This is a genomic window from Collinsella aerofaciens (assembly GCF_032584215.1).
Taxonomy (GTDB): Bacteria; Actinomycetota; Coriobacteriia; order Coriobacteriales; family Coriobacteriaceae; genus Collinsella.
Genome location: NZ_JAWHPN010000027.1, coordinates 1 through 21,162 on the forward strand (window position 1 = coordinate 1; position 21,162 = coordinate 21,162).

Annotated in this window: 16 protein-coding genes; 6 read left to right on the plus strand and 10 right to left on the minus strand. The window is 59.6% G+C overall.

Features of this window, described 5'->3' with window-relative positions; all coding sequences use genetic code 11:
- Nucleotides 1–200: 200 nt before the first annotated feature.
- Together RX395_RS08030 and RX395_RS08035 are read right to left on the minus strand one after the other, a co-directional pair.
- Nucleotides 201–1,361, minus strand: a complete 1,161-nt coding sequence (locus RX395_RS08030) for an FprA family A-type flavoprotein (RefSeq protein ID WP_316366754.1) — start codon at nucleotides 1,359–1,361, stop codon at nucleotides 201–203.
- A gap of 129 nt (nucleotides 1,362–1,490) precedes the next feature.
- Nucleotides 1,491–2,477 (minus strand): LacI family DNA-binding transcriptional regulator, encoded by a 987-nt coding sequence (locus RX395_RS08035; protein WP_316366789.1) that lies wholly within the window; start codon nucleotides 2,475–2,477, stop codon nucleotides 1,491–1,493.
- Nucleotides 2,478–2,860: 383 nt separating this feature from the next.
- On the opposite strand from RX395_RS08035, the gene RX395_RS08040 reads away from it, so the two are divergent.
- Nucleotides 2,861–4,066, plus strand: a complete 1,206-nt coding sequence (locus RX395_RS08040) for a galactokinase (RefSeq protein ID WP_316366756.1) — start codon at nucleotides 2,861–2,863, stop codon at nucleotides 4,064–4,066.
- Nucleotides 4,057–5,685: a UDP-glucose--hexose-1-phosphate uridylyltransferase gene (locus RX395_RS08045; protein ID WP_316366758.1), complete on the plus strand. Its 1,629-nt coding sequence runs from the start codon at nucleotides 4,057–4,059 to the stop codon at nucleotides 5,683–5,685. The genes RX395_RS08040 and RX395_RS08045 overlap by 10 nt, the downstream gene beginning before the upstream one ends.
- A gap of 343 nt (nucleotides 5,686–6,028) precedes the next feature.
- On the opposite strand, the gene RX395_RS08050 is transcribed toward RX395_RS08045, so the two are convergent.
- From RX395_RS08050 to RX395_RS08080, 7 genes are all read right to left on the minus strand, one after another.
- Nucleotides 6,029–6,964 (minus strand): hexose kinase, encoded by a 936-nt coding sequence (locus tag RX395_RS08050; RefSeq protein ID WP_316366759.1) that lies wholly within the window; start codon nucleotides 6,962–6,964, stop codon nucleotides 6,029–6,031.
- A gap of 53 nt (nucleotides 6,965–7,017) precedes the next feature.
- On the minus strand, nucleotides 7,018–7,899 hold the full coding sequence (locus tag RX395_RS08055; RefSeq protein ID WP_316366761.1) for an aldose 1-epimerase family protein: 882 nt from the start codon (nucleotides 7,897–7,899) through the stop codon (nucleotides 7,018–7,020).
- Between the two features lie 119 nt (nucleotides 7,900–8,018).
- Nucleotides 8,019–8,543, minus strand: a complete 525-nt coding sequence (lacB, locus tag RX395_RS08060) for a galactose-6-phosphate isomerase subunit LacB (protein WP_006234831.1) — start codon at nucleotides 8,541–8,543, stop codon at nucleotides 8,019–8,021.
- Between the two features lie 63 nt (nucleotides 8,544–8,606).
- On the minus strand, nucleotides 8,607–9,035 hold the full coding sequence (gene lacA, locus RX395_RS08065) for a galactose-6-phosphate isomerase subunit LacA (protein ID WP_006234830.1): 429 nt from the start codon (nucleotides 9,033–9,035) through the stop codon (nucleotides 8,607–8,609).
- A gap of 309 nt (nucleotides 9,036–9,344) precedes the next feature.
- Nucleotides 9,345–10,358 (minus strand): hypothetical protein, encoded by a 1,014-nt coding sequence (locus RX395_RS08070; RefSeq protein ID WP_316366763.1) that lies wholly within the window; start codon nucleotides 10,356–10,358, stop codon nucleotides 9,345–9,347.
- Nucleotides 10,359–10,643: 285 nt separating this feature from the next.
- A complete protein-coding gene (locus tag RX395_RS08075) occupies nucleotides 10,644–10,982 on the minus strand; it encodes a PTS lactose/cellobiose transporter subunit IIA (protein ID WP_316366765.1) in 339 nt (112 codons plus the stop codon).
- A 214-nt stretch (nucleotides 10,983–11,196) separates the two neighbouring features.
- Nucleotides 11,197–12,201, minus strand: a complete 1,005-nt coding sequence (locus RX395_RS08080; RefSeq protein WP_138340168.1) for a LacI family DNA-binding transcriptional regulator — start codon at nucleotides 12,199–12,201, stop codon at nucleotides 11,197–11,199.
- A gap of 357 nt (nucleotides 12,202–12,558) precedes the next feature.
- On the opposite strand from RX395_RS08080, the gene RX395_RS08085 reads away from it, so the two are divergent.
- On the plus strand, nucleotides 12,559–14,334 hold the full coding sequence (locus RX395_RS08085) for a lactose/cellobiose PTS transporter subunit IIB (protein WP_316366767.1): 1,776 nt from the start codon (nucleotides 12,559–12,561) through the stop codon (nucleotides 14,332–14,334).
- A 66-nt stretch (nucleotides 14,335–14,400) separates the two neighbouring features.
- Complete coding sequence (lacG, locus tag RX395_RS08090; protein WP_316366768.1) at nucleotides 14,401–15,840, plus strand: 6-phospho-beta-galactosidase; 1,440 nt, start codon at nucleotides 14,401–14,403, stop codon at nucleotides 15,838–15,840.
- A gap of 261 nt (nucleotides 15,841–16,101) precedes the next feature.
- On the opposite strand, the gene RX395_RS08095 is transcribed toward lacG (RX395_RS08090), so the two are convergent.
- The gene (locus RX395_RS08095) at nucleotides 16,102–17,130 is read right to left on the minus strand and encodes a LacI family DNA-binding transcriptional regulator (RefSeq protein ID WP_316366770.1); all 1,029 of its coding nucleotides are present in this window, start codon (nucleotides 17,128–17,130) and stop codon (nucleotides 16,102–16,104) included.
- A 350-nt stretch (nucleotides 17,131–17,480) separates the two neighbouring features.
- On the opposite strand from RX395_RS08095, the gene lacG (RX395_RS08100) reads away from it, so the two are divergent.
- On the plus strand, nucleotides 17,481–18,923 hold the full coding sequence (gene lacG / locus RX395_RS08100; RefSeq protein WP_055310581.1) for a 6-phospho-beta-galactosidase: 1,443 nt from the start codon (nucleotides 17,481–17,483) through the stop codon (nucleotides 18,921–18,923).
- 176 nt (nucleotides 18,924–19,099) lie between these two features.
- Nucleotides 19,100–20,860 (plus strand): PTS lactose transporter subunit IIBC, encoded by a 1,761-nt coding sequence (locus tag RX395_RS08105; protein WP_022094682.1) that lies wholly within the window; start codon nucleotides 19,100–19,102, stop codon nucleotides 20,858–20,860.
- Nucleotides 20,861–21,162: the final 302 nt, after the last annotated feature.

Genomic DNA, 21,162 nt, shown 5'->3' on the forward strand with positions numbered 1-21,162 from the left:
ATTCTTGACGGCCTGAACAATCGTCAATATCGGTCGGAGGGGTGGCTTTGTAAAGCCGTTTGTCTCCACCCGCGTAGCGGGTGGTTTAAAGCTGGCCGCTGCGCGGCCAGCAGACTAAAGTCTTGAATAAAAACCACCACAAAGGTGCCTGTCCCCTTTGTGGTGGTTGTGATGGTTGAGCGTCAAAAGTGAACGTGTCGCTACTTGGACAGCTCGTCGGCGAGGGCCTCGATCTGAGCGCGCGAGGCGTCGTTGAGCGAGCCCAACACGGTCACCTTGTTCTGCGCCAGGGTGATGTCCTTCATGCCCTCGAGTTCCTTGGTCATAACCTTGGCAGCTGCGGGCGCCCAGGAACCGGACTCGACAAGCGCCACGGTGCGGTTCTGGTAGGCATGCTCGGCGAGCGTGTGGATAAAGGTGCTCATGCACGGGAAGATCTCGCCCTGATAGGTAATGGAGGCGAGTACCAGACGGTCGTAGCGGAACGCATCCTCAACGGCCTCGGCCATGTCGTCGCGAGCCAGGTCAAAGACGGAGACCTTCTGGCCGCGAGCCTCGAGCGCAGATGCGAGCTCCTCGACGGCAGCCTTCAGATGGCCATACACGCTCGCATAGGCGATCGTGATGCCCTCGTCCTCGGGCTGATAGCTCGACCAGGTGTTATAGGTGTCGAGGTAGTAGCCCAGGTTCTCGGTCAGCACGGGGCCGTGGAGCGGGCAGATGATCTGAATGTCCAGGTCGGCGGCCTTCTTGAGAACGGCCTGCACGAACTTGCCGAACTTACCGACGATGCCAAAGTAGTAGCGGCGAGCCTCGCAAGCCCAGCCCTCGGGATCCTCGATGTCGTTGGCGCCAAACTTGCCAAAGCCGTCGGCACTAAAGAGCACCTTGTCGGTGGACTCGTAGGAGAAAATCACCTCGGGCCAGTGAACGTTGGGGGCGCCGATAAAGGTCAGGCTGTGGCCGCCCAGATCGAGCACATCGCCCTCTTTGACGACCATTTTGCGCTCGGGGAAGTCGGTGCCAAAGTAGTTGACCATCATGCGGAAAGCACCCATGCTGGCCACGATCTGCGCCTGGGGATAGCGCTCCATAAAGGCAGCGATACCGGCGGAGTGATCGGGCTCCATGTGATGGACGACCAGGTAGTCGGGCGTACGGCCATCGAGCACGGCCTCGAGGTTGCCGAGCCATTCGTCGACAAAGCCGGCGTCGACCGAATCGGCGACAGCGATCTTTTCGCCCAAGATAACGTAGCTGTTGTATGCCATACCGTTCTCGGACACATCGTACTGGCCCTCGAACAGGTCAATGTCGTGATCGTCGACACCGATGTAGCGGATATCCTTGGTGATCTCCATCAGGCAAAGCCTCCTAGATAGACAAAAGAACCCGTCTATCATAGCACTCGCCTTCATAGCCACGACTATCTGTCAGCATCCTTATCGATTGTTATTGAGGCGGAATATTGAGCCGATGAGCTGCGGAAACTATGCGCGGGGAGCTGCCGTGGTATGCCGAACGATGAGCTGGCCGGGAATACGAATGGCAACGGTTTTGCCCGCCGTACCCGCCTCGGGAACCGCATGCTCGAACACCTCGCGTCCGCGCTGATGTAGATCGAATCGCACGGTCGTGAGCTCGTTGTGTGCCACAAAATCATCGAGCGAATCGTCGACGCCCACCACGCTCACGTCCTCGGGCACGCGCAGGCCGCTATCACGCAGCGCGGCAATCGCGCCATTTGCCATCTGATCGTTTGCCGCATAGATCGCCGTCATGGTGTGATCGTGCTCGGCCAGGTGCCTGCCGGCCTCGTAGCCGCTGTTGGCAGACCAGTCGCCCTCGAGCGGCTCTGCCGGCTCGATGTGTTTACGCTCGAGCGCATCCTGCCAACCGGCGCGACGAAATTGTTCGTCGACCGAGAACGACGGGCCGCCAATATAGCGAATCTGCTCGTGCCCCAGCTCAAACAGGTGATCCATAAGCAAGAGCGAGCAGCCGTAATGATCGGAGTCGACCGTGGTCACCCGCGGGTGCGCGTACATGGTAACGATGACCGTGCCAATGCCCGGCAGTGGATCAAACGTCTCAAAATCGGGCGCCATGCGGCTCATGCCGATGATGATGCCGTCCACCGGCAATGCGGCCATACGACGCGTGGCCTCGGCAAGCGAAAACTCCTCGGTCTTGGACATCTCGACCAGCGTGATAGCGCAATTATGCTCGCGAGCAGCGCTGGCGATGCCGTCGATCATTGAGAGGTTGCCAAACTTGGTGACATCGTTGACGCACAGGCCGACCGAATGGTAACGGCCGTCGCGCAGCGAGCGACCGGCATAACTCGGGCGAAAGCCGAGCTCTTGCATAGCGGCCCGCACGCGCTGGCGCGTCTGCTCGTTAACGTTGGGCAAACCGTTGGCGACGCGCGAAACCGTCTGCTGCGAAACGCCAGCAGCGCGGGCGACGTCGGCCATGGAGACCGAACGCGTACCTGTATCGTTGGACGGGCGCCTTGCCACAGGATCACCTTCACCCTTGCGAGATCTGAATAGCGTGAATGCCGGCCCGGGCAGAAATACACTCCGCGCCGAGGCCCGCTATCGTCGGACGCATGTTAACGTACTCTACTTTTTCAATCCGCATCTCTTCTGCTTTATAAGTCCATACGGCAATACCGTTCACGGCTGAATTTCTACCGATTACCAGATTCTCAAAAAGTGACAAGCGTTGTGTTATGAGTACGTTAACATAGCCCGTAACATGCGATATCGTGAACACTTGGTTCATGCCGCTTTAAACTGTTAACGTACTCATAACGACGCAAAACCCACCCGGGCGCGCCAAGGAAAGGACTCCCATGACCACCCCCGACGAAAAGACATTCGCCACACTCACCAAGCTGTTTGAGGAGGAGTTTGGCCCCATCGGCGACCGCCAGGTGCTCTATGTGCACGCGCCCGGCCGTTCCGAGATCAGCGGCAACCACACCGACCACGAGGGCGGTCACGTTATCGCCGGCTCGCTCGATGTCGCCGTCGACGGCATCGCCGTGGCAACCGACTCCAACAAGATTCGCGTCGCCGACGAGGGCTATCCTACGTTTGAGATCACGCTCGACACGCTAGATGTTCAGGAGTCCGAGAAGGGCACGTCCGCAAGCCTCGTCCGCGGCATGGCGCACGAGATTGCAGCCCTTGGCGTTGAGCCCCACGGCTTCGACTTCGCCTTCACCTGCTCCGTCCCCTCGGGCGGCGGCCTTTCCAGCTCCGCTGCTGTCGAGGCGGCATACGGTCGCGCCATGGAGACGCTCTGGGGCGCGCCCGCCATCGAGCCCGTCGCGCTCGCCCAGATGAGCCAGCGCACCGAGAACAACTACTACGGCAAGCCCTGCGGCCTGATGGACCAGGCCGCCGTATGTCTGGGCGGCCTCGCCTACATGGACTTTGAGGACCAGGCTCAACCTAAAACCCAGAAGCTCGAGCTCAACTTTGAGGATCACGGCTATGCGCTCGTGCTCGTTAAGGTCGGTGCCGACCACGTGGCCGCCACCGACGACTACGCCGCCGTTCCGCGCGAGATGCAAGACGTCGCTGCCGAGTTTGGCAAGACACGCCTGTGCGAGGTAAACGTGGCGGACTTTGACGCCAAGCTCCCCGAGCTGCGCGCCAAGCTGGGCGACCGCGCCTGCCTGCGCGCCGTTCACTACTGGTACGAGAACGGCCTGGTCGACAAGCGCTGGGCAGCCCTGAACGCCGGCGACATCGACCAGTTCCTGGTCCTGACGCGCGAGTCCGGCGCCAGCTCCGCCATGTACCTGCAGAATGTTGTTGCCAAACTGGGTTCCCAGCAACCCTCCATGTACGCGCTTGCTCTTGCCGAGCATGTGCTCGACGGCCGCGGCGCCGTCCGTATCCACGGTGGCGGCTTTGGTGGCACCATCCAGGCCTTCGTGCCGCTCGACCTGGTCGACACCTTCATTACCAAGATGAACGGCTGGCTGGGCGAGGGCTCTGCCCGTCACTACGCCATCTCTGACAAGGGGGCTTACGCGGCATGGCTGTAATGACTGATGTGCGCGAGGCCGCGCAGAACCTGATCGAGTACGCTATCCACCGATCGATGATCGGCCAGGACGACCGCATCTGGGCCTACAACACCATTCTGGAGTGCATCGGCGCCACGGGCCCCGCACTCGACATGGCCTGGGCGCTCCAGGTCGAGAAACTCTCGCTCGTTCACCCCGATACCCTGCCCGACTTTGACCTGGAGGGCACGCTTGCCGCGCTCTCCGAGACCGCCGTTGCCAACGGCGCTGCCGAGGACACGGCATCGGGCCGCGACCGCATTGCCATGCGCATCATGGGCGTTCTCATGCCGAGGCCTTCGGTTGTAAACGAGGAGTTCAACGGACGCATGGGCGTCAACGAGCCCCGTGCCGCGACCGACTGGTTCTACGGCCTGTGCTGCGACGCCGGCTACGTGCGCCGTGCCGCCATCGCGCGCAACATCAAATGGAGCACCCCCACCAACTGGGGCGACCTGGAGATCACTATCAACCTGTCAAAGCCCGAAAAGGACCCGCGCGATATCGCCGCAGCAGGTGCCGCCAAAAACACGGGCGAGAAGTATCCCGCCTGTCAGCTCTGCATCGAAAACGAGGGCTACCCCGGACGCTCCGCCGCAGCCGACGGCGGCGCTCATCCCGCCCGCCAGAATCTGCGCGTTATCCCCATTGAGCTCGACGGCGAGCGCTGGGGCTTCCAGTACAGCCCGTACGCATACTTTAACGAGCACTGCATTGCCATGAGCTCCGAGCATCGTCCGATGCACGTCGACCGCAAGGGGCTGACCTGCCTGCTCGACTTTGTCGACCTGTTCCCGCACTACTTTATTGGCTCCAACGCCGACCTGCCCATCGTGGGCGGCTCGATTCTGTCGCACGACCACTTCCAGGGCGGCGCGCACGAGTTCCCCATGATGCACGCCGCCGAGGTCTCGCAGTTTAGCGTGCCCGGCTTTGACCAGGTCAGCGGTACCGTGTTGCAGTGGCCGCTTTCGGTGCTGCGACTGCGCTCGCACGACCGCGCCCAGCTGCTCGACGCCGCCGAGAAGATTATCCTCGCCTGGCGCGAGTGGACCGATGAGTCGGTGGGCGTCATCGCGCACACAGCCGACGGCGTAGCGCACAACACCGTGACGCCCGTCATCCGCCGCGTCGACTCGCGCGGCAATGCCGGCGGCGAAGTCTACGAGGCCTACCTGGCGCTTCGCTGCAACATCACGACTGACGAGCATCCGCTGGGCGTATTCCACCCGCATGCCGAGTACCACCACATCAAGAAGGAGAACATCGGCCTGATCGAGGTCATGGGCCTGGCCATTTTGCCGCCGCGCTTGGTTCCCGAGCTCGGCGCTGTCCGCGAGCACTTGCTGGCGGCCAAGGCCGATGCCAGCTACGACCTTGCTGGCGCGCTCGAGGGCGACGACCTTTGCCGCAGCCACGCCGCATGGGCTGAGGACGTCTTTGCCCGCCGCGCCGACGAGCTTACAGCCGACAACGCCATCGACATCCTGCACGAAGAGGTCGGCGTGGTGTTTGGCCACGTGCTCGACAACGCCGGCGTCTTTAAGTGGGACGAGGCAGGACGCGCCGCCCAACAGCGCTTTATCGACTCGCTATAGCATGCGAGCTCGAACGCACGCACTCAACAAATAGCGTCTACACGACAACGGCGCCCGCCGGCAACATCACCGACGGGCGCCGTTTTTGAGTGTAGTCATTGGGGTCATTCTTAAGGGGCGTTCTTAAACGACTAGTCATTAAAGAGCGTCCCCAATGACTACTTGCGACCAAGGCAACGCCGGTGTCTTGGCAACGACAGCGAAAACGCCCCTAAGCGAGCAAGGTGACGTGAAAGAGGAGGGCATTGACCTTTTGGTCATGCCCGACGATTGAACGTCAGATTGCCGCTTAGGGGCGTTTGCAGCGTCGCGCCGTTACGCGGTTTGGTAAAACCGCGTAACCCTACAGTTCAGTCACGACAACACTGTTGTAGATCTCGTCCCAGCGGTCCATGACCAGGTGGCCGGTCTTGGGATCCATGGCGTTAAGCTTGCCGCAGGTATTGGCGGTCTTGAGCACCGTGACGTCGTCGGCATCAGCAGCAATCGCATGCGCAAAGCCGGCGATGGTCGAGTCGCCGGAACCCGTCGCGTTCACAGCCGCAATCGCGGGCGTCTTGGCGCGGAACGCACGACCCTCATGGAAGCCCACCGAACCGGCAGCGCCCATCGAAACGACAACCCAGGGAATACCGGCAAAGCGGTCATCGGCGGCAAGCGCCTCGCGCAGGGCATCGACATCATCGGTCGTAAAGGACGTACCCAGCAGGCCGTTAATCTCGGTCAGGTTGGGCTTTACGAGCTCGGGCTTAGCGTCGGACTCCAGCGCGGCCTCCAGCGATGCACCCGAGGTGTCGAGCAGCACCTTGGCGCCCGCCTTCTCGGCGATCTTGACGAGCTCGGCATAGTAGCCGGCATCGACGCCGCGCGGCAGCGAGCCCGAAAGCGTCACAACGTCCGCCTTCGCTGCAAGCTCGGCGAACTTGGCCGTAAAGGCCTCGAGCTCGGCCGGGGCGATCTGCGGGCCGCTCTCCAGCAGCTCGGTCTGATTGCCCTCGTGCAGAATATTCAGGCAAATGCGCGTCTCACCGGCGATGGGCACAAAGTCGTTCTTGACGCCGTCGGCATCCATAAGCTCGGCCATATAGGCACCCATGTGGCCGCCGAGCAGGCCAGTCGCGAGCACGTCGTCGCCCAGCTGCAGCAGCACACGGCTCACGTTGAGGCCCTTACCGCCAGCAGTCTTTTCGGGCGTCACGCGGTTCACGTCGTCGATGATCAGCTTGTCGAGCTGATAGCGCGTATCAATCGACGGGTTCATGGTAACAGTCAGAATCATATTGAACTCCTGTTCCGGGGCGGCATGACCCACCCCAAACATACGATAGCTCGTTAAAGGATCTCGATCTCAAAGCCGCGGGTGACGGTCTCCCCCGGCTTGGCCACCAGGCAGCCGCGCTTGTGCTCCAGAATATCGTCCTCGTCGGAGCAGGTGGACAGACCGCCCCACGGTTCAACAGCCACAAAGTCGCCCTCGGGCTTGCTCCACACAATCAGGTACGGCATATCGGGGAACGTCAGGCGCACGCCCTTGTCCTCGGTTTTCTTGGTCAGCGTAACCACGCGGCTCTCGAGCACGTCAAAGATGGTCTCCGCGAAGTCGAAGAGTTCGTGGGTAAGCGGCAGGTTCTGGCCGATCATGGGGTTCTTGCTGCGATGCTCAACATCAATCAGGCCCGTCGAGGGAACGGCAGTACAGAGCTCGGCGGCCTCGCGTTGCTCAAAACGGAGCTCGTAGTCGTCATAGGACTCGCCCTCGTCAAGCGGGCACTTAAAGCCAGGGTGACCGCCCACAAAGAACGGCATGTCCTCGGTGCCCTCATTGGTCACCTCGTACGACACGGCAACCTTTTCCGAATCGATCGTGTAACGGGCAACGATCTTAAACGGATACGGGTACTGCTCGAGCAACTCGGCATGGTCGGCAGAGCTTAAGCTCAGTGCAACCATGTTGTCGCTCTGCTCCTCGAGCTTCCACTCCTGCTTGCGAGCAAAGCCGTGGCGGGCGAGCTTGACCTCGCGGCCGCCCATGGTCATTGCGCGACCGTCACGAAGACCGCCGCAGATCGGGAAGCAAATAGGCGCCTGGCCCGACCAGACCGCCGGATCACCCTGCCACAGGTACTCACGGCCGTTGGCCGCAATAGAAGTGAACGACCCGCCCGCCGTGCTCAGTGCCACGCGGATAGAACCGTTATCAAGAACAAACTCCATAGGAGCCTTCCCTTTCTTACGACAGCCCGCCAAGTCAGTGGGGCTGATAGCAAACCGGCCCGCGCCCCATCACAGAAACGCGAGCCGTCAACGGACTAGTTAATTACGCCGGATACCCGCTAATCGTGGTATTCGCCGCGGTCCCACTTCTCGAGAAACTCGTCAAAGAAGTGCGGGTCAGCCTGAGCCTCGGCGTCGGCCTTATTGCAGGCATCGATCTTGGCGATCAGGGCATCGTGCTCGGGGGTCTTCTCGTAGGGCTCCTCCAGGAAGGCAAGCATGATATCGGCCATCAGGAACTCGCCGGTGATCTTGCCGCCAAAGCCCACGATGTTGGCGTTGAGCTCGCGACGGGCATACAGGGCAGAGGTCATGTCGCGAACCAGGGCGCAGCGGGCGCCGGGAACCTTGTTGACGGCGTTGGTGATGCCGATGCCGGTGCCGCACAGGGCCACGCCAAAGTCGGCCTTGCCGCTGGCAACAGCCTCGCCCACGGCCTTACCGTAGATGGGATAGTGCGTACGGGTGTGGCTGTAGGTGCCGCAGTCGAGCACCTTGTAGCCAGCCTGCTCCAGGCGGTCGGCCAGATAGATCTTCTCGTCCGTAACGATATGGTCGCAACCGATTGCGATGGTCTTCTTCATCAGAACGTCCTTTCGTCTGAATTCACAAGTTGAGGTAGAAGTTCGAGTTCTCGGTGGCTCTCGTTAGGCCATCTTGTTGAGCATGTCGACACGGATCTGGTGACGGCCGCCGGCGTACTGGGCGCGCAGGAACTCGCGGGCGATCTTCTTGGCGACCTCGGTGCCCACAACGCCCGGGCCCATGGTGACCATGCGCGAGCCGTTGTGCTCGCGGGTCATGTAGGCGGAACGCTCGTCGGAAATGTTGGCGACGACCATGCCCTTTATCTTGACGGCGGCCATATAGGAGCCGACGCCGTACTTATCGAATGCGAAGCCCTGGGAATCCTTGTGCTCCAGCAGGTCCTTGGCAACGGCGGTCGCGGAATCGACAAAGTCCGCGGCAGGGGTCTCGGAATAGTCGACGACCTCGTGACCGTCGGCGATGAGCATCTCCTTGATGGACTCCTTCATCGACATACCGTCGGCATCGGAAGCGATTACAACCCTCATGACATCCTCCTTGAGAGATACGCAGGTGCGTAGTTTCTGTTTGGAAGTGTTGAATCGCGTTCAGGTCCGGGCATCTGAATGTGCGGTTCTTCACTGTTCATGTTTATTTGAACACATTCGAACAGTAACTGCAACAACTATTTGTTTATCTTTGTTCTTTTTTGAACAAATACCGTTCACGGATGATTGTTGACCGTTTGGGATCGTGAAAGCTTCGTCCTGGCACGTCTTCAACAAACAAAAGGGACGGCCGAGAACGAGTCTCGGCCGTCCCTTTGCGGTATGCCCCAGCAAATACAGCTGTTTTAGCTACTCGACCTGCCTACCCTTTTTGGTGTGCTTGGACGGAGCACTCAGAAAGCGGCCCGTCAAATAGTTCGCCGGGCCGGAAATATCAATCCCCAGCAGCACATGCCCCAGCCACAGAAACGCCGCGAGCACCAGCAATGGAATCACGCACGAGGTCACGATCATCACGATGACGCCTTCGATGAGATCGGTCACCTGCTGCACAATCTCATCGGTCATCTGCTTGGCGCCGCTGGTCACCGACGTGACAAGACCCGAGGCGCCGTCGGCAAGCTGCTCAAGCACGTTCTTGGACTCTGTGGACTCGGCCTTTTTCTTGCTTGCCTTGGAGTTATCACCATCTTCCGCACTCGCAGCGTCAGTCGCCTTTTGCTCAGCCGCTTCGATGCTCACTCGATACGTTTCGTCGACCTTTTGCGACACCCATACACTTGCAGGCACCAACGCCATGCCGATCATGGCGACCACCAGCACGCGCGTCGCCACGCGACGAAGGACGGCGCTGGTGCTCCAGCGTCCGTGAATGCCAAGCGACACCGCGAAGAGTACGAACGAGAACGGGATCAGGATGCCCAGACCAACCGACCACAAAATCGTAAGCAAATATTTCTCGAGGTATAGCACGGCAAGCACGATGCCCAAGTTACCCGAAAGCTGTGCGAGCTGCTCGGCAACCGGCGTTCCCGTATCGCCCGGCAGCGCAGTGATGCCCGCAGACAGCGCCACGCACGAGGTCGTGAGCGCCAGTACGTTACCTTTCTTTTGATCGATGACCTCGATGGTGGAGTCCCAAGTTTTGGTATCGGCGAAATGCGGACGGGCCACAAAGCCCGACAGCAACGCCAGCACCACAAGGGCAACGATGATACCGATCTGCAGCTTTTTGTTTGCGCACACGACATCGGACAGGCTGGGCTGCAGCTCTGTTACCGTCGTGTGCTCGGTTATCTGGACAGGACGCCCATGAGCCATCTCGTTCGCGTCTCTCTTTTGAATCGATCCGTTGTCCGGCATTTGGATACCTCCTCATTCCGGCCTGTATTGCGGATGGAAGTATACCCACCCAGCGAAAAACCGAACGGCAAGACGAACGGAGCGCACCAAGACTGTCCCCAATGCCTAGTCGTTTAAGAACGCCCCAATGACTATCTCCGGATGAGTTGCGGTGGAATAGGGATTGTTTTGCGCCCGCCGGCCCCTATTCAGTCCCTATTTCACCGCAACTTGGAGAAGAACAGAAAAAGCCCTGCTGCGGGTAGCAGCAGAGCTTTTGGAAGGGGACGAGGTTGTGCGGGCTCGTTAGGCGAGCTTGGCCTCGAGCTGGGCGATGCGCTTATAGGCATCGATGGTAAAGCGGGTCTGCTTCTCCAGGATCATAGTGGTCATGAGGGTATCCTGAGCGTGAGCCATGATGAAGGTCATCTCCATCTCGCCACCGCCGGCCTCCTGCGAAAGCAGCTTGGTCTGCGTGTCGTGAGCGCCGATAAGTGCATCGCTGGCATCCTTGTGCAGTTGCTCGGCCTTCTCAAAATCACCCTCGCGAGCAGCATCGAGCGCTGCAAGCAGATCGGTCTGGGCGTCACCTGCGTATGCGACAATCTCGAATCCAACCATCGAGATTTCTTCTTTGGTTGCCATATTGCGTTCCTTTCACATATGAACCAACGGAGAGCATCGCGTCCGGGCATACGCGCTGCGCTGTGTATGACAGAAACAATAACATTCAAACAAAAAGGAACAATGCAAACCGTTATTTCGAGCCGTGAACGGTCTTTTTTCGCCCGTGAACGGTTTCCAAACCATTTCGAACAATATCAAACATGATTAGCGGAAACCCAAACAGGACCGCACCCTAACGCAAATCGCGTACCGTATCGCCCTCCACGAGCACGCCGGGGATCAGCATGTGCTCCACGCCAGACACAACGCCCTCGGCGCCGGCGATCTTGTCGACCGCCCACATGCCGACGCGCCTGTTGTCAAAGCGCACGGTGGCCAGGCGACGATCGGGCACGATGTCGCCCAGACTGTCATCAACACCCACCACACTCACGTCCTCGGGCACGTGCTTTCCGCGCGACTCGAGTCCGCGAATGCAGCCGTAGGCCATGGCGTCGTTAGAAGCATAAATGGCCGTACAGGTCGGATCGTCCGCCAGAGCCTGACCGGCAGCATACCCGCTCTGTGCCGTCCAATCGCCACGAACGAGTCGCGGCGGCTCAATACCATGTGCGTGCAATGTCTCGCGCCAGCCTTCCTCGCGCTGCATGCCCGAAAGCGAGCGCTCGGGACACGAGATGAAATGCACGGTCTTGTGCCCCTGCCTCAGCAAGTACTCGACAACCTGGCGCGAGCAATCGAACTGGTCGTTATCGACCGTTGAACAGAGCGGGTGCTCCAACATCGTAACGAGCACTGTCTGCATGCCGGGCAGTGGCTCGAAGGTTCCAAAGTCCGCCGGCATGCGATTCATGATCACGACCATGCCATCCACCGGCAGTGCGCTCATGCGCGACGATGCGCTCTCGAGGGTATACGGATGCCCATCTACTTTCGTGAGGGTAATGGCGTATCCGTGCTTATCGGCGGCGGCAGCAAAGCCCTCCATACGGTCGAGGTTGCCTGTACCGGTAATGTTGAACATGGCGACGCCGACGGTCTTAAACTTGCCACGGCGCAGCGATCGACCGGCAAAATTGGGGCGATACCCCAGCTCGCGCATGGCGGCACGCACGCGCTCCTTGGTCTCGGGGCGCACGCTGGGTGAATCGTGCACCGTACGCGAGACTGTCTGCTCCGAGACGCCCGCGAGACGCGCCACGTCCTTAACGGAAACCGATTTTTTAACAGCGGCCATTGGTCGATCTTTCCGTGTCAACGATGCCATTGACGGCATCCTGCGCAGTCATATTAAACGCCTTCAAGTATATCTAACGCCGCCTCTGCAATACGTTTACCACCCAAAACCTACCGTTCACCGACATTTCTGCTTCCCCAAACGGCTTTTGTCGCCCAAATGTTAACGTTGCCATTGTGCAAACACAGAGCCACCGGGCGGCTCAAACGTTTACGCACAAAGAATCGACGGTTCGCAGGCACAGGAACCACCGGTTCGCGTCTTTTTTTGTGTCGCAAAATGGCAACGTCAACATTTTGGCAACCGAACGTCAAAAGCTACCATCGTTGCTAACCCACCGACTCTTAGGAGCTTTGCATGGAGCAACTCATCGCCACTATCGAAAAGGGCCAGCCCTTTTTCAACGCGATCGCCCGCAACAAGTACCTCAAGGCGATCCGCGACGGTTTTATCTCCGTCATCCCCATCATCATCTTCTCGTCCATCTTCTGCCTCGTAGCCTCGGTCCCCAACATCTGGGGTTTCTACTGGCCCGATGACATCAACAACGCCCTGTGGAAGTGCTACAACTACTCCATGGGCATCCTGGCAATCGCCTGTGCCGCCACCACCGCCAAGCACTTCGCCGACGCTCAGAACCGCGACCTGCCCAAGAACAACCAGATCAACTTTATCTCATGCATGTGCGCGGCCATCATCGGCTTCTTGCTCCTTTCGAGCGACACCATCGCCACGGACGCCGCCAGCGGCTTCAACACCACCTACCTTGGTTCCAAGGGCCTGCTGACTGCCTTCATCGCTGCGTTTGTGACCGGCATCATCTACAAGTTCTTTATCAAGCGCAACATCACCGTCAAGATGCCCGAGCAGGTTCCGCCCAACATCTCGCAGACCTTTAAGGACATCATCCCCTTCTCCGTCTGCATCACCGTCTTTTGGGTCTTTGACATCGTCTTCCGCGCTGCCTTTGGCTTCTGCTTTGCCCAGGGCGTCATCCAGGTGTTCCAGCCCCTGTTCACCGCTGCCGACGGCTATATCGGTCTCGCTGTGATCTACGGCGCCATGAGCCTGTTCTGGTTCGTCGGCGTCCACGGCCCCTCGATCGTCGAGCCCGCCATCGCCGCCGCCCTCGTTGCCAACATGACCGACAACCTAGCTGCGTTCCAGGCTGGCCAGCACGCTTCCGCTGTCCTGACCCAGGGTGCCCAGTACTTCGTCGTCTGCATGGGCGGCACCGGCGCCACGCTCGTCCTGGTCTTTATGTTCTGCTTCCTGGCCAAGTCTCAGGAGATGCGCGCCGTCGGTAAGGCCGCCATCGTCCCCGTCTGCTTTGCCGTCAACGAGCCGCTGCTGTTCGCCGCGCCCATCGTGCTCAACCCCGTCTTCTTTGTCCCGTTTGTCTTTGCCCCGATCGCCAACATCTGGATCCTCAAGATCTTTATCGACTTCTTGGGCATGAACGGCTTTATGTACACCCTGCCTTGGACCGTCCCCGGCCCCATCGGCACCATCATGGGCCTGGGCTTCCAGCCGCTCGCCTTTGTGATGCTCGCCATCATCCTGGTCGTCGACTTCCTTCTGTACTACCCGTTCTTCCGTGCCTATGACGCCCAGAAGTGCGCCGAGGAGGCCGAGATCTCCCAGGAGGAGCTCGCCGCCAAGAACGCCGAGAAGGCCGCCAAGCTCAACGACGCCTTCCAGGGCAAGGCCGACGCCAAGAGCGTTGCCGCCGGCGCCGCTGCCGAGGCCGTGAAGTCCGATGCCCCCGCCGTTCCCGCAGCACCCGCTGCCGAGGCAACGACCGCCAGCGACCTCAACGGCAAGCGCGTGCTCGTGCTCTGCCAGGGCGGCGGAACCTCGGGTCTGCTCGCCAACGCGCTGGCCAAGGCCGCCAAGGAGCGCGGCATCAATCTTGAGACCGCTGCCGAGGCCTATGGCAACCACGTTGACATGCTCCCCGACTTTGACCTGGTCGTCCTGGCCCCGCAGGCCGCCAGCTACCTGGCCGACCTGCAGAAAGACTGCGAGCGCGTGGGCAACAAGTGCGTCGCCTGCCGCGGTAAGCAGTACATCGAGCTCTCCCAGAACGGCGATAAGTCTCTCGCCTTCGTCTCCGAGCAGCTTTCGAAGTAAGTAACGCTCAGGGCCAGCCGACCATCCAAGACCGGCTGGCCCTTCGATTTAGACGATTGGATCATCATGTCCGTTAACCCTGCTAGCGTCACTAACCCGCCTGCGCAGTTTCCCGAGGGCTTTGTCTTTGGCGGCGCCACTGCTGCCTACCAGGTAGAGGGCGAGACCCGCACTCACGGTAAGGGCAAGGTTGCCTGGGACGACTTCCTGGAGGCCCAGGGGCGCTTTTCCCCCGATCCCGCTTCGGACTTCTACAACCAGTACCCCGTCGACCTGAAGCTGTGCGAGGAGTTTGGTATCAACGGCATTCGCCTCTCCATCGCCTGGAGCCGCATCTTCCCCAACGGCACCGGTGAGATTAACCCCGAGGGCGTCCAGTTCTATCACGACCTTTTCGCCGAATGTCACAAGCACCACGTTGAGCCGTTTGTCACGCTGCATCACTTCGATACGCCGCTGCCCCTCTTTGAGAAGGGCGACTTCCTCAACCGCGAGACCATCGACGCCTTTGTGGACTTTGCCGCCTTCTGCTTTAAGGAGTACGCCGACCAGGTGACCTACTGGTTCACCTTTAATGAGATCTGGGCCGATGCCTCCAACACCTACATCGAGGGCACCTTCCCCGGTGGCGTCAAGGCGCATCTGGCCGAGGCCTTCCAGTGCGAGCACAACATGATGCTCGCCCACGCCAAGGCAGTACTGGCCTTCCACAACGGCGGTTTTAAGGGCAAGATCGGCGTCATCCAGTCGCTGGAGTTTAAGTACCCGCTCAACGAGAACGACCCCGCCGACATCAAAGCCGCTAATAACGAGCACGTGTTGCAGAACCAGTTCTTGCTCGACGCCACTTTCCGCGGCGACTACGCGCCTGACACCTTGGAGTGCGCCAACCGCCTGGCTGCCGTCTCGGGCGGCACCATCGAGATTCTGGACGAGGACCTCGAGATTATGCGCGAGGCCGCGCTCTACAACGACTACCTGGGCGTTAACAACTATCAGTGCCGTTTTTTGAAGGCTTACGATGGCGAGAACGACCTGCACCACAACGGTACGGGCGAGAAGGGCACCGGCCGCTGGCGCGTTAAGGGTATTGGCGAGCATGTGAACAAGCCTGGCATCCCCACCACCGACTGGGACTGGATCATCTATCCCGAGGGCCTGTTCGATCTGCTCGTCTACATTAAGCAGCGCTACCCCAACTATAAGCAGATCTTCATTACCGAAAACGGCATGGGCTACAAGGATCCCTACAAAGACGGCTTTGTGGACGACCAGCCGCGCATCGACTACATCGAGCAGCACCTGCGCTGGTTGCTCAAGGCCATGGAGGTGGGCGTCAACGTGGGCGGTTACTTCCTGTGGAGCCTGCAGGACCAGTTCTCCTGGACCAACGGATACAACAAGCGCTATGGCTTCTTCTACGTTGACTTTGAAACCCAGAAGCGCACGCCCAAGGCAAGCGCCTACTGGTATAAGCACGTAGCGCAGACCCGTCGTCTGGACTAGCGGCTTGCGGGGTTACCCGCCCACATAACCTGTCCCCATTTCTCAGCCGGGGGCGGCACGTCACACGGCGCGCCGCCCCCGACCTTTTTGTTCAGGTCGGGAGCCGTTTGTCTCGATCTGTAACATCTAGCCGAGTTTTTTGGTCCTAGCTGTTACAGATTGAGACGAACAGGATTGCTCTTTCCGAAGAATCTAAATCTGTAACACGTAGCCCGCTTTTGACCGTCTACCTGTTACAAATCGAGACAAACGGAGTAGGACCTAACCCCGTATGTCCCTAACAGTCGAGCGTTCGACCAGCGTACTCGGCACATGAATCGCCTCGATAGACGAGCTCTCTCCAATCGCCGCCTCAAACGCAAGCTTACCGACACCGCGCAAATCAAATCGCAGCGTCGTCAGTCGATTGTGAGGAACAAGTCCCTCGAGTGCGTCGTCGATACCAACCACGCTCACGTCGTCGGGCACGGACAGGCCCGCGTTCTCGAGCGCGGCGATAACGCCCAGCGCCATCTGGTCATTTGCCGCAAGCACGGCAGTCGGCGCCTGCGACCCGCCGGCAAGCACCTCGGCCGCAATCCGCTCGCCCATGGCGTACCCACTGTCCGCACTCCAATCGCCACGCAGCATCGGAGCGGCATCGACATGAGCACGACCCAGCGTATCGCGCCAACCGGCCTCACGAAAACGCGAGGAAATCGAGTTTTCCGGACCCGCCACAAACCGCATATTCGAGTGACCATGTTCCAGCAGATAATTGGTCAACAGCTCGCACGAACCATACTGGTCGGAGTCGATCGTCGTGCAGCGCGGATGCGCATACATGGACAGGATGACCGTTCGCACTCCCGGCTGGGGAACAAACTCCTCAAAATCGGGAGCCATGCGGTTCATGTTGAGAATCATGCCGTCGACGGGTCGCTCGACCATGCAGCGCGAGGCATCGGCAAGTGTATAGGGCTTGTCGCCGCCCATCTCGATCATAGTGACGGCAAAATCGTGCTCGCGCGCCGCTTGCATGATACCCTCGAGCGTCGCCAGGTTACCGACACGTGTGATGTTGTACATGCACAGGCCAATAGAACGATACGACCCGCCGCGCAACGCCGCTCCAGCAAAATTGGGACGAAAGCCCAGCTCTTCCATGGCGGCCAGCACACGCTTGCGCGTCTTTTCCGTCACGTTGGGCATACCGTTGACCACGCGAGACACAGTCTGGCGGCTCACGCCAGCGAGCGCCGCAACCTCTGCCGCGCTCGCCGAATGACCATTCCTTGTCTGCTGAGCCATGCCTTCCACGCTAACCTGCTTCCCAACTATTCCCCGCGCCCATGGCGCATCGTACATACATCGATAACGTGCTCATGATACCCGAGCCATATACCACAACATGAAAACTTCTGTCAATCAAAACCGCTTACCGAACAAATACAACCGTTCGCGGCTGTTTGAAGTTGTTTTGTTTCTATACATCCCAGCCGGATGTTAACGTGCTCATTGTCAAATGTTCACGTGCTCATTTTGGTTCTAATCATTTTAAGATAGTGTTTATCGGGCTTTTTCACCGCTGAACGCTAACCAGGGAGCCTCCTGAGCGCAAACGCACAATATCGAACAGCGAGACGAGAGGGTGTATGCATATGTCTTTGCTAAACCGCGTACAGCAGCTGCCGAAGGGCTTTGTTTGGGGCGCCGCAACCGCCGCGTACCAAACGGAAGGTTCCACGAAGGTGGCAGGCAAGGGTAAGACCATGTGGGACGATTACCTTGTCGCCCAGGGTCGCTTTTTGCCCGACCCGGCCAGTGATTTCTACAACCGCTACGAGGAGGATATCCGCCTTTCTGCCGAGCATGGACTCAACGCCATCCGTGTGTCCATCGCCTGGACCCGCATCTTCCCCAACGGCGACGATGCCGAGCCCCTCGCCGAGGGCGTTAAGCACTACCACGAGCTGTTCGCCTGCTGCAAAAAGTATGGCGTCGAGCCCTATGTGTCCCTGCATCACTTTGACTCCCCCGCCGCCCTGTTCAACCAGGGCGACTGGCTCAACCGCAAGACCGTCGACGCCTATGTGCGCTATGCCGAGTTCTGCTTCCGCGAGTTCCGCGAGGTCAAGAATTGGTTCACCATCAACGAGCTCATCAGCCTCTCGCACTCCCAATACATCCAAGGCAACTTCCCGCCCAACCATCACTTTGATGTGACGAGCGGCATCCAGAGCCAGCACAACGAGCTCGTTGCCCACGCCCGCGCCGTCAACCTGTATAAGGATCTTGACGAGACCGAGCACCTGGGCGGACGCATTGGCATGGTCAACGTCCTGACGCCGGCATATCCTGCCACAGACTCGCCCGCCGACCAGCACGCCGCCGACCTGTACAACGCCTTCTACACCGACTTCATCATGGACGGCGCCTTCCTGGGTCACTACTCCGCGCGCACCCTCTCACTCATCAACGAGATTCTGCGTGCCAACAACGCCACGCTTACGGTTGAGGACAGCGACATGGAGGAGCTCGCCAAGGCGGCGCCCCGCAACGATATGTTCGGCCTCAACTACTATCAGTCGGCGTTTATCGCCGCCTACGATGGCGAGTCCACCAACAGCTTTAACGGCACCGGAGACAAGGGCACCTCGTGCTTTAAGTTTAAGGGCGTCGGGCAGCAGGTCGATATGCCGGGTATCCCCACCACCGACTGGGATTGGCTCATCTACCCGCAAGGCCTCTACGACACGCTCAAGCACATCAGCGCCACCTATCCCAACCTCCCCGTCATCTATATCACCGAAAACGGCCTGGGCCACAAGGACCCCGAGCCCGACGCAAACGGCATCGTCGCCGATCCCGAGCGCATCGACTTTGTCGACCAGCACATGGAGAAGGTGCTCCGGGCGCGCGCCGAGGGCGTCGACGTCCAGGGCTACTTTATCTGGAGCCTGCAGGACCAGTTCTCGTGGGCCAACGGCTATAACAAGCGCTACGGCCTGTTCTACATCGACTTCGACACGCAAAAACGCTACATCAAGCAGTCGGCACTCTGGTACAAGGAGCTCGCCGACACTATGGCGGACGCGCAGTAGCGCATCGCCTCGCTTTCCCCCGAGAGGGGAGCGGCCCTATGCGATACAAACCCAGCCGCTCCCCTCTCTCCCCCTGGGACCGACCCCGCCTGCACCCGGGCTTTTAGCAAGCGGGAGACCATATAGGTTTTCAACGTCCATGCCATTATGATTTCATGCAAAGAGGAGCGTGAACTATGGAATCGATCGTTAAGTTCTTGGAGAAAGGTCAGCCGTACTTCGACAAGGTCTCTAAGAACATCTACCTTCAGGCCATTAAAGACGGCTTTTTGGCAGCAATGCCCATCATCCTGTCTTCTTCTGTCTTCCTGCTTATTTCGACCCTGCCGGGCGTTGTCGCCACGGTCGGCGGCTTTACGCTGCCCGACTGGTGGAACGTCGACGTCGTGAACTTCTGCAACAAGGTTTACAACTTCACGATGGGCGTCGTGGGCATCATGGTCGCCGGCACCACCGCAAGCGCGCTGACCGGCTCCAAGAACCGCCGCATGCCTGCCGGCAAGGCCATCAACGCCACGAGCACCATGGTCGCCGCCATGTGCGCTATGCTCATCTTGGCCGTTACCCAGACGAGTGCCAAGATCGACGGCGCCGATGTCTCGGTGTTCTTTACCGACAACATGGGCACCAAGGGCCTACTGAGCTCCTTTGTCGCCGCATTTGCCACGGTCAACATCTATGCCTTCTGCATTAAGCGAGACATCACCATCAAGCTGCCCAAAGAAGTCCCCGGCGCCATCGCCCAGAACTTCCGCGACATCTTCGCCTTCAGCTTCTCCATCCTGTTTGTCGCCGTCATCGACGTTATCTGCCGCACCTGCTTGGCCGTCCCGTTTGCCAACGTCATCTCCACGCTGGTGAGCCCGCTGTTCGCCGCTGCCGATTCCTACGCCGGCCTCGCCCTCATCTGGTTCATGATCCCGCTGTTCTGGTTCATGGGCATCCACGGCCCCTCGGTCGTTAAGCCTGCCCTCAACGCCGCGCTGTTTGGCAACATCACCACCAACCTCGCCACGCTGCAGGCCGGCGGTCACCCCGCCCTCGCCCTGACCGAGAACTTCGGTAACTACATCGGCGAACTCGGCGGCACCGGCGCCACGTTCATTGTCCCGATCATCTTCCTGCTCTTTATGCGCTCCAAGCAGCTCAAGGCCGTCGGCAAAGCCTCTGTCGTACCCGTGATGTTCGCCGTCAACGAGCCGCTGCTGTTCGCCGCGCCCATCATCCTCAACCCGTACTTCCTGATCCCGTTCCTGTTTGCCCCCGTGGCCAACGTCCTCATTGGTAAGTTCTTCATCGACTTTTTGGGCATGAACGGTTTTATCTATGCCATGCCGTGGGCACTCCCCGGACCGATCGGCACCTTCATCGACACCAACTTCCAGCCGATCTCTCTGGTCCTGGTTGTCGTCCTGCTGGTCGTTGACTTCTTAATCTACTACCCGTTCTGCAAGGCCTACGACAACGTCCTGTGCAAGCAGGAGGCCGAGACCCTGGCCGAAGAAGAGGCCGAGGAGACCAAGGCCGTCAAGACCGCTGCCGCCCCCGCCGTTGAGGCTCCTGTTGTCGAGACCGCTTCTGCCACCGAGGCCTCCGCAGCTCCGTCCGCCCTTAAGGGCAAGGATCTGAGGGTTCTGGTTCTGTGCGCTGGCGCCGGCACCTCTGCACTGCTCGCCAACGCGCTTAAGGAAGGCGCCGACGAGCTGGGCATCGACATTACCGCCAACGCCGGTGCCTACGGCAGCCACTACGCCATCATGGACCAGTACAACGTCATCGTCCTGGCTCCGCAGGTTCGCACCTATTACAACGAGATGAAGGCCGACACCGACCGCCTGGGCATCACGCTGCTGTCGCCCAAGGGCAAACAGTACATCGACCTCACTAAGGATCCCAAGGGTGCCGTCGCCTGGATCGAGGAAAACCTCGAGGCATAAGACGCTGACACCACCTGCCGCTCGCAGACAATAAATGGCCCGTGCATCGATGTGTGATGCGCGGACCATTTTGTTTAGACCGCACCCGTCCTCCTGTTCATCTCAATCTGTAACATCTAGCCGAGTTTTTCGGTCCAAGCTGTTACAGATTTAGACGAACGGGCGGCCCGGGCCGAACAATCTCGATTTGTAACATGTAGACCACTTTTGACCGTCTAGTTGTTACAGATCGAGACAAACGGAATAAGCTGGACCGAATTGTCTAAATCTGTAACATCTAGCTGAGATTTTCGGCCCTACCT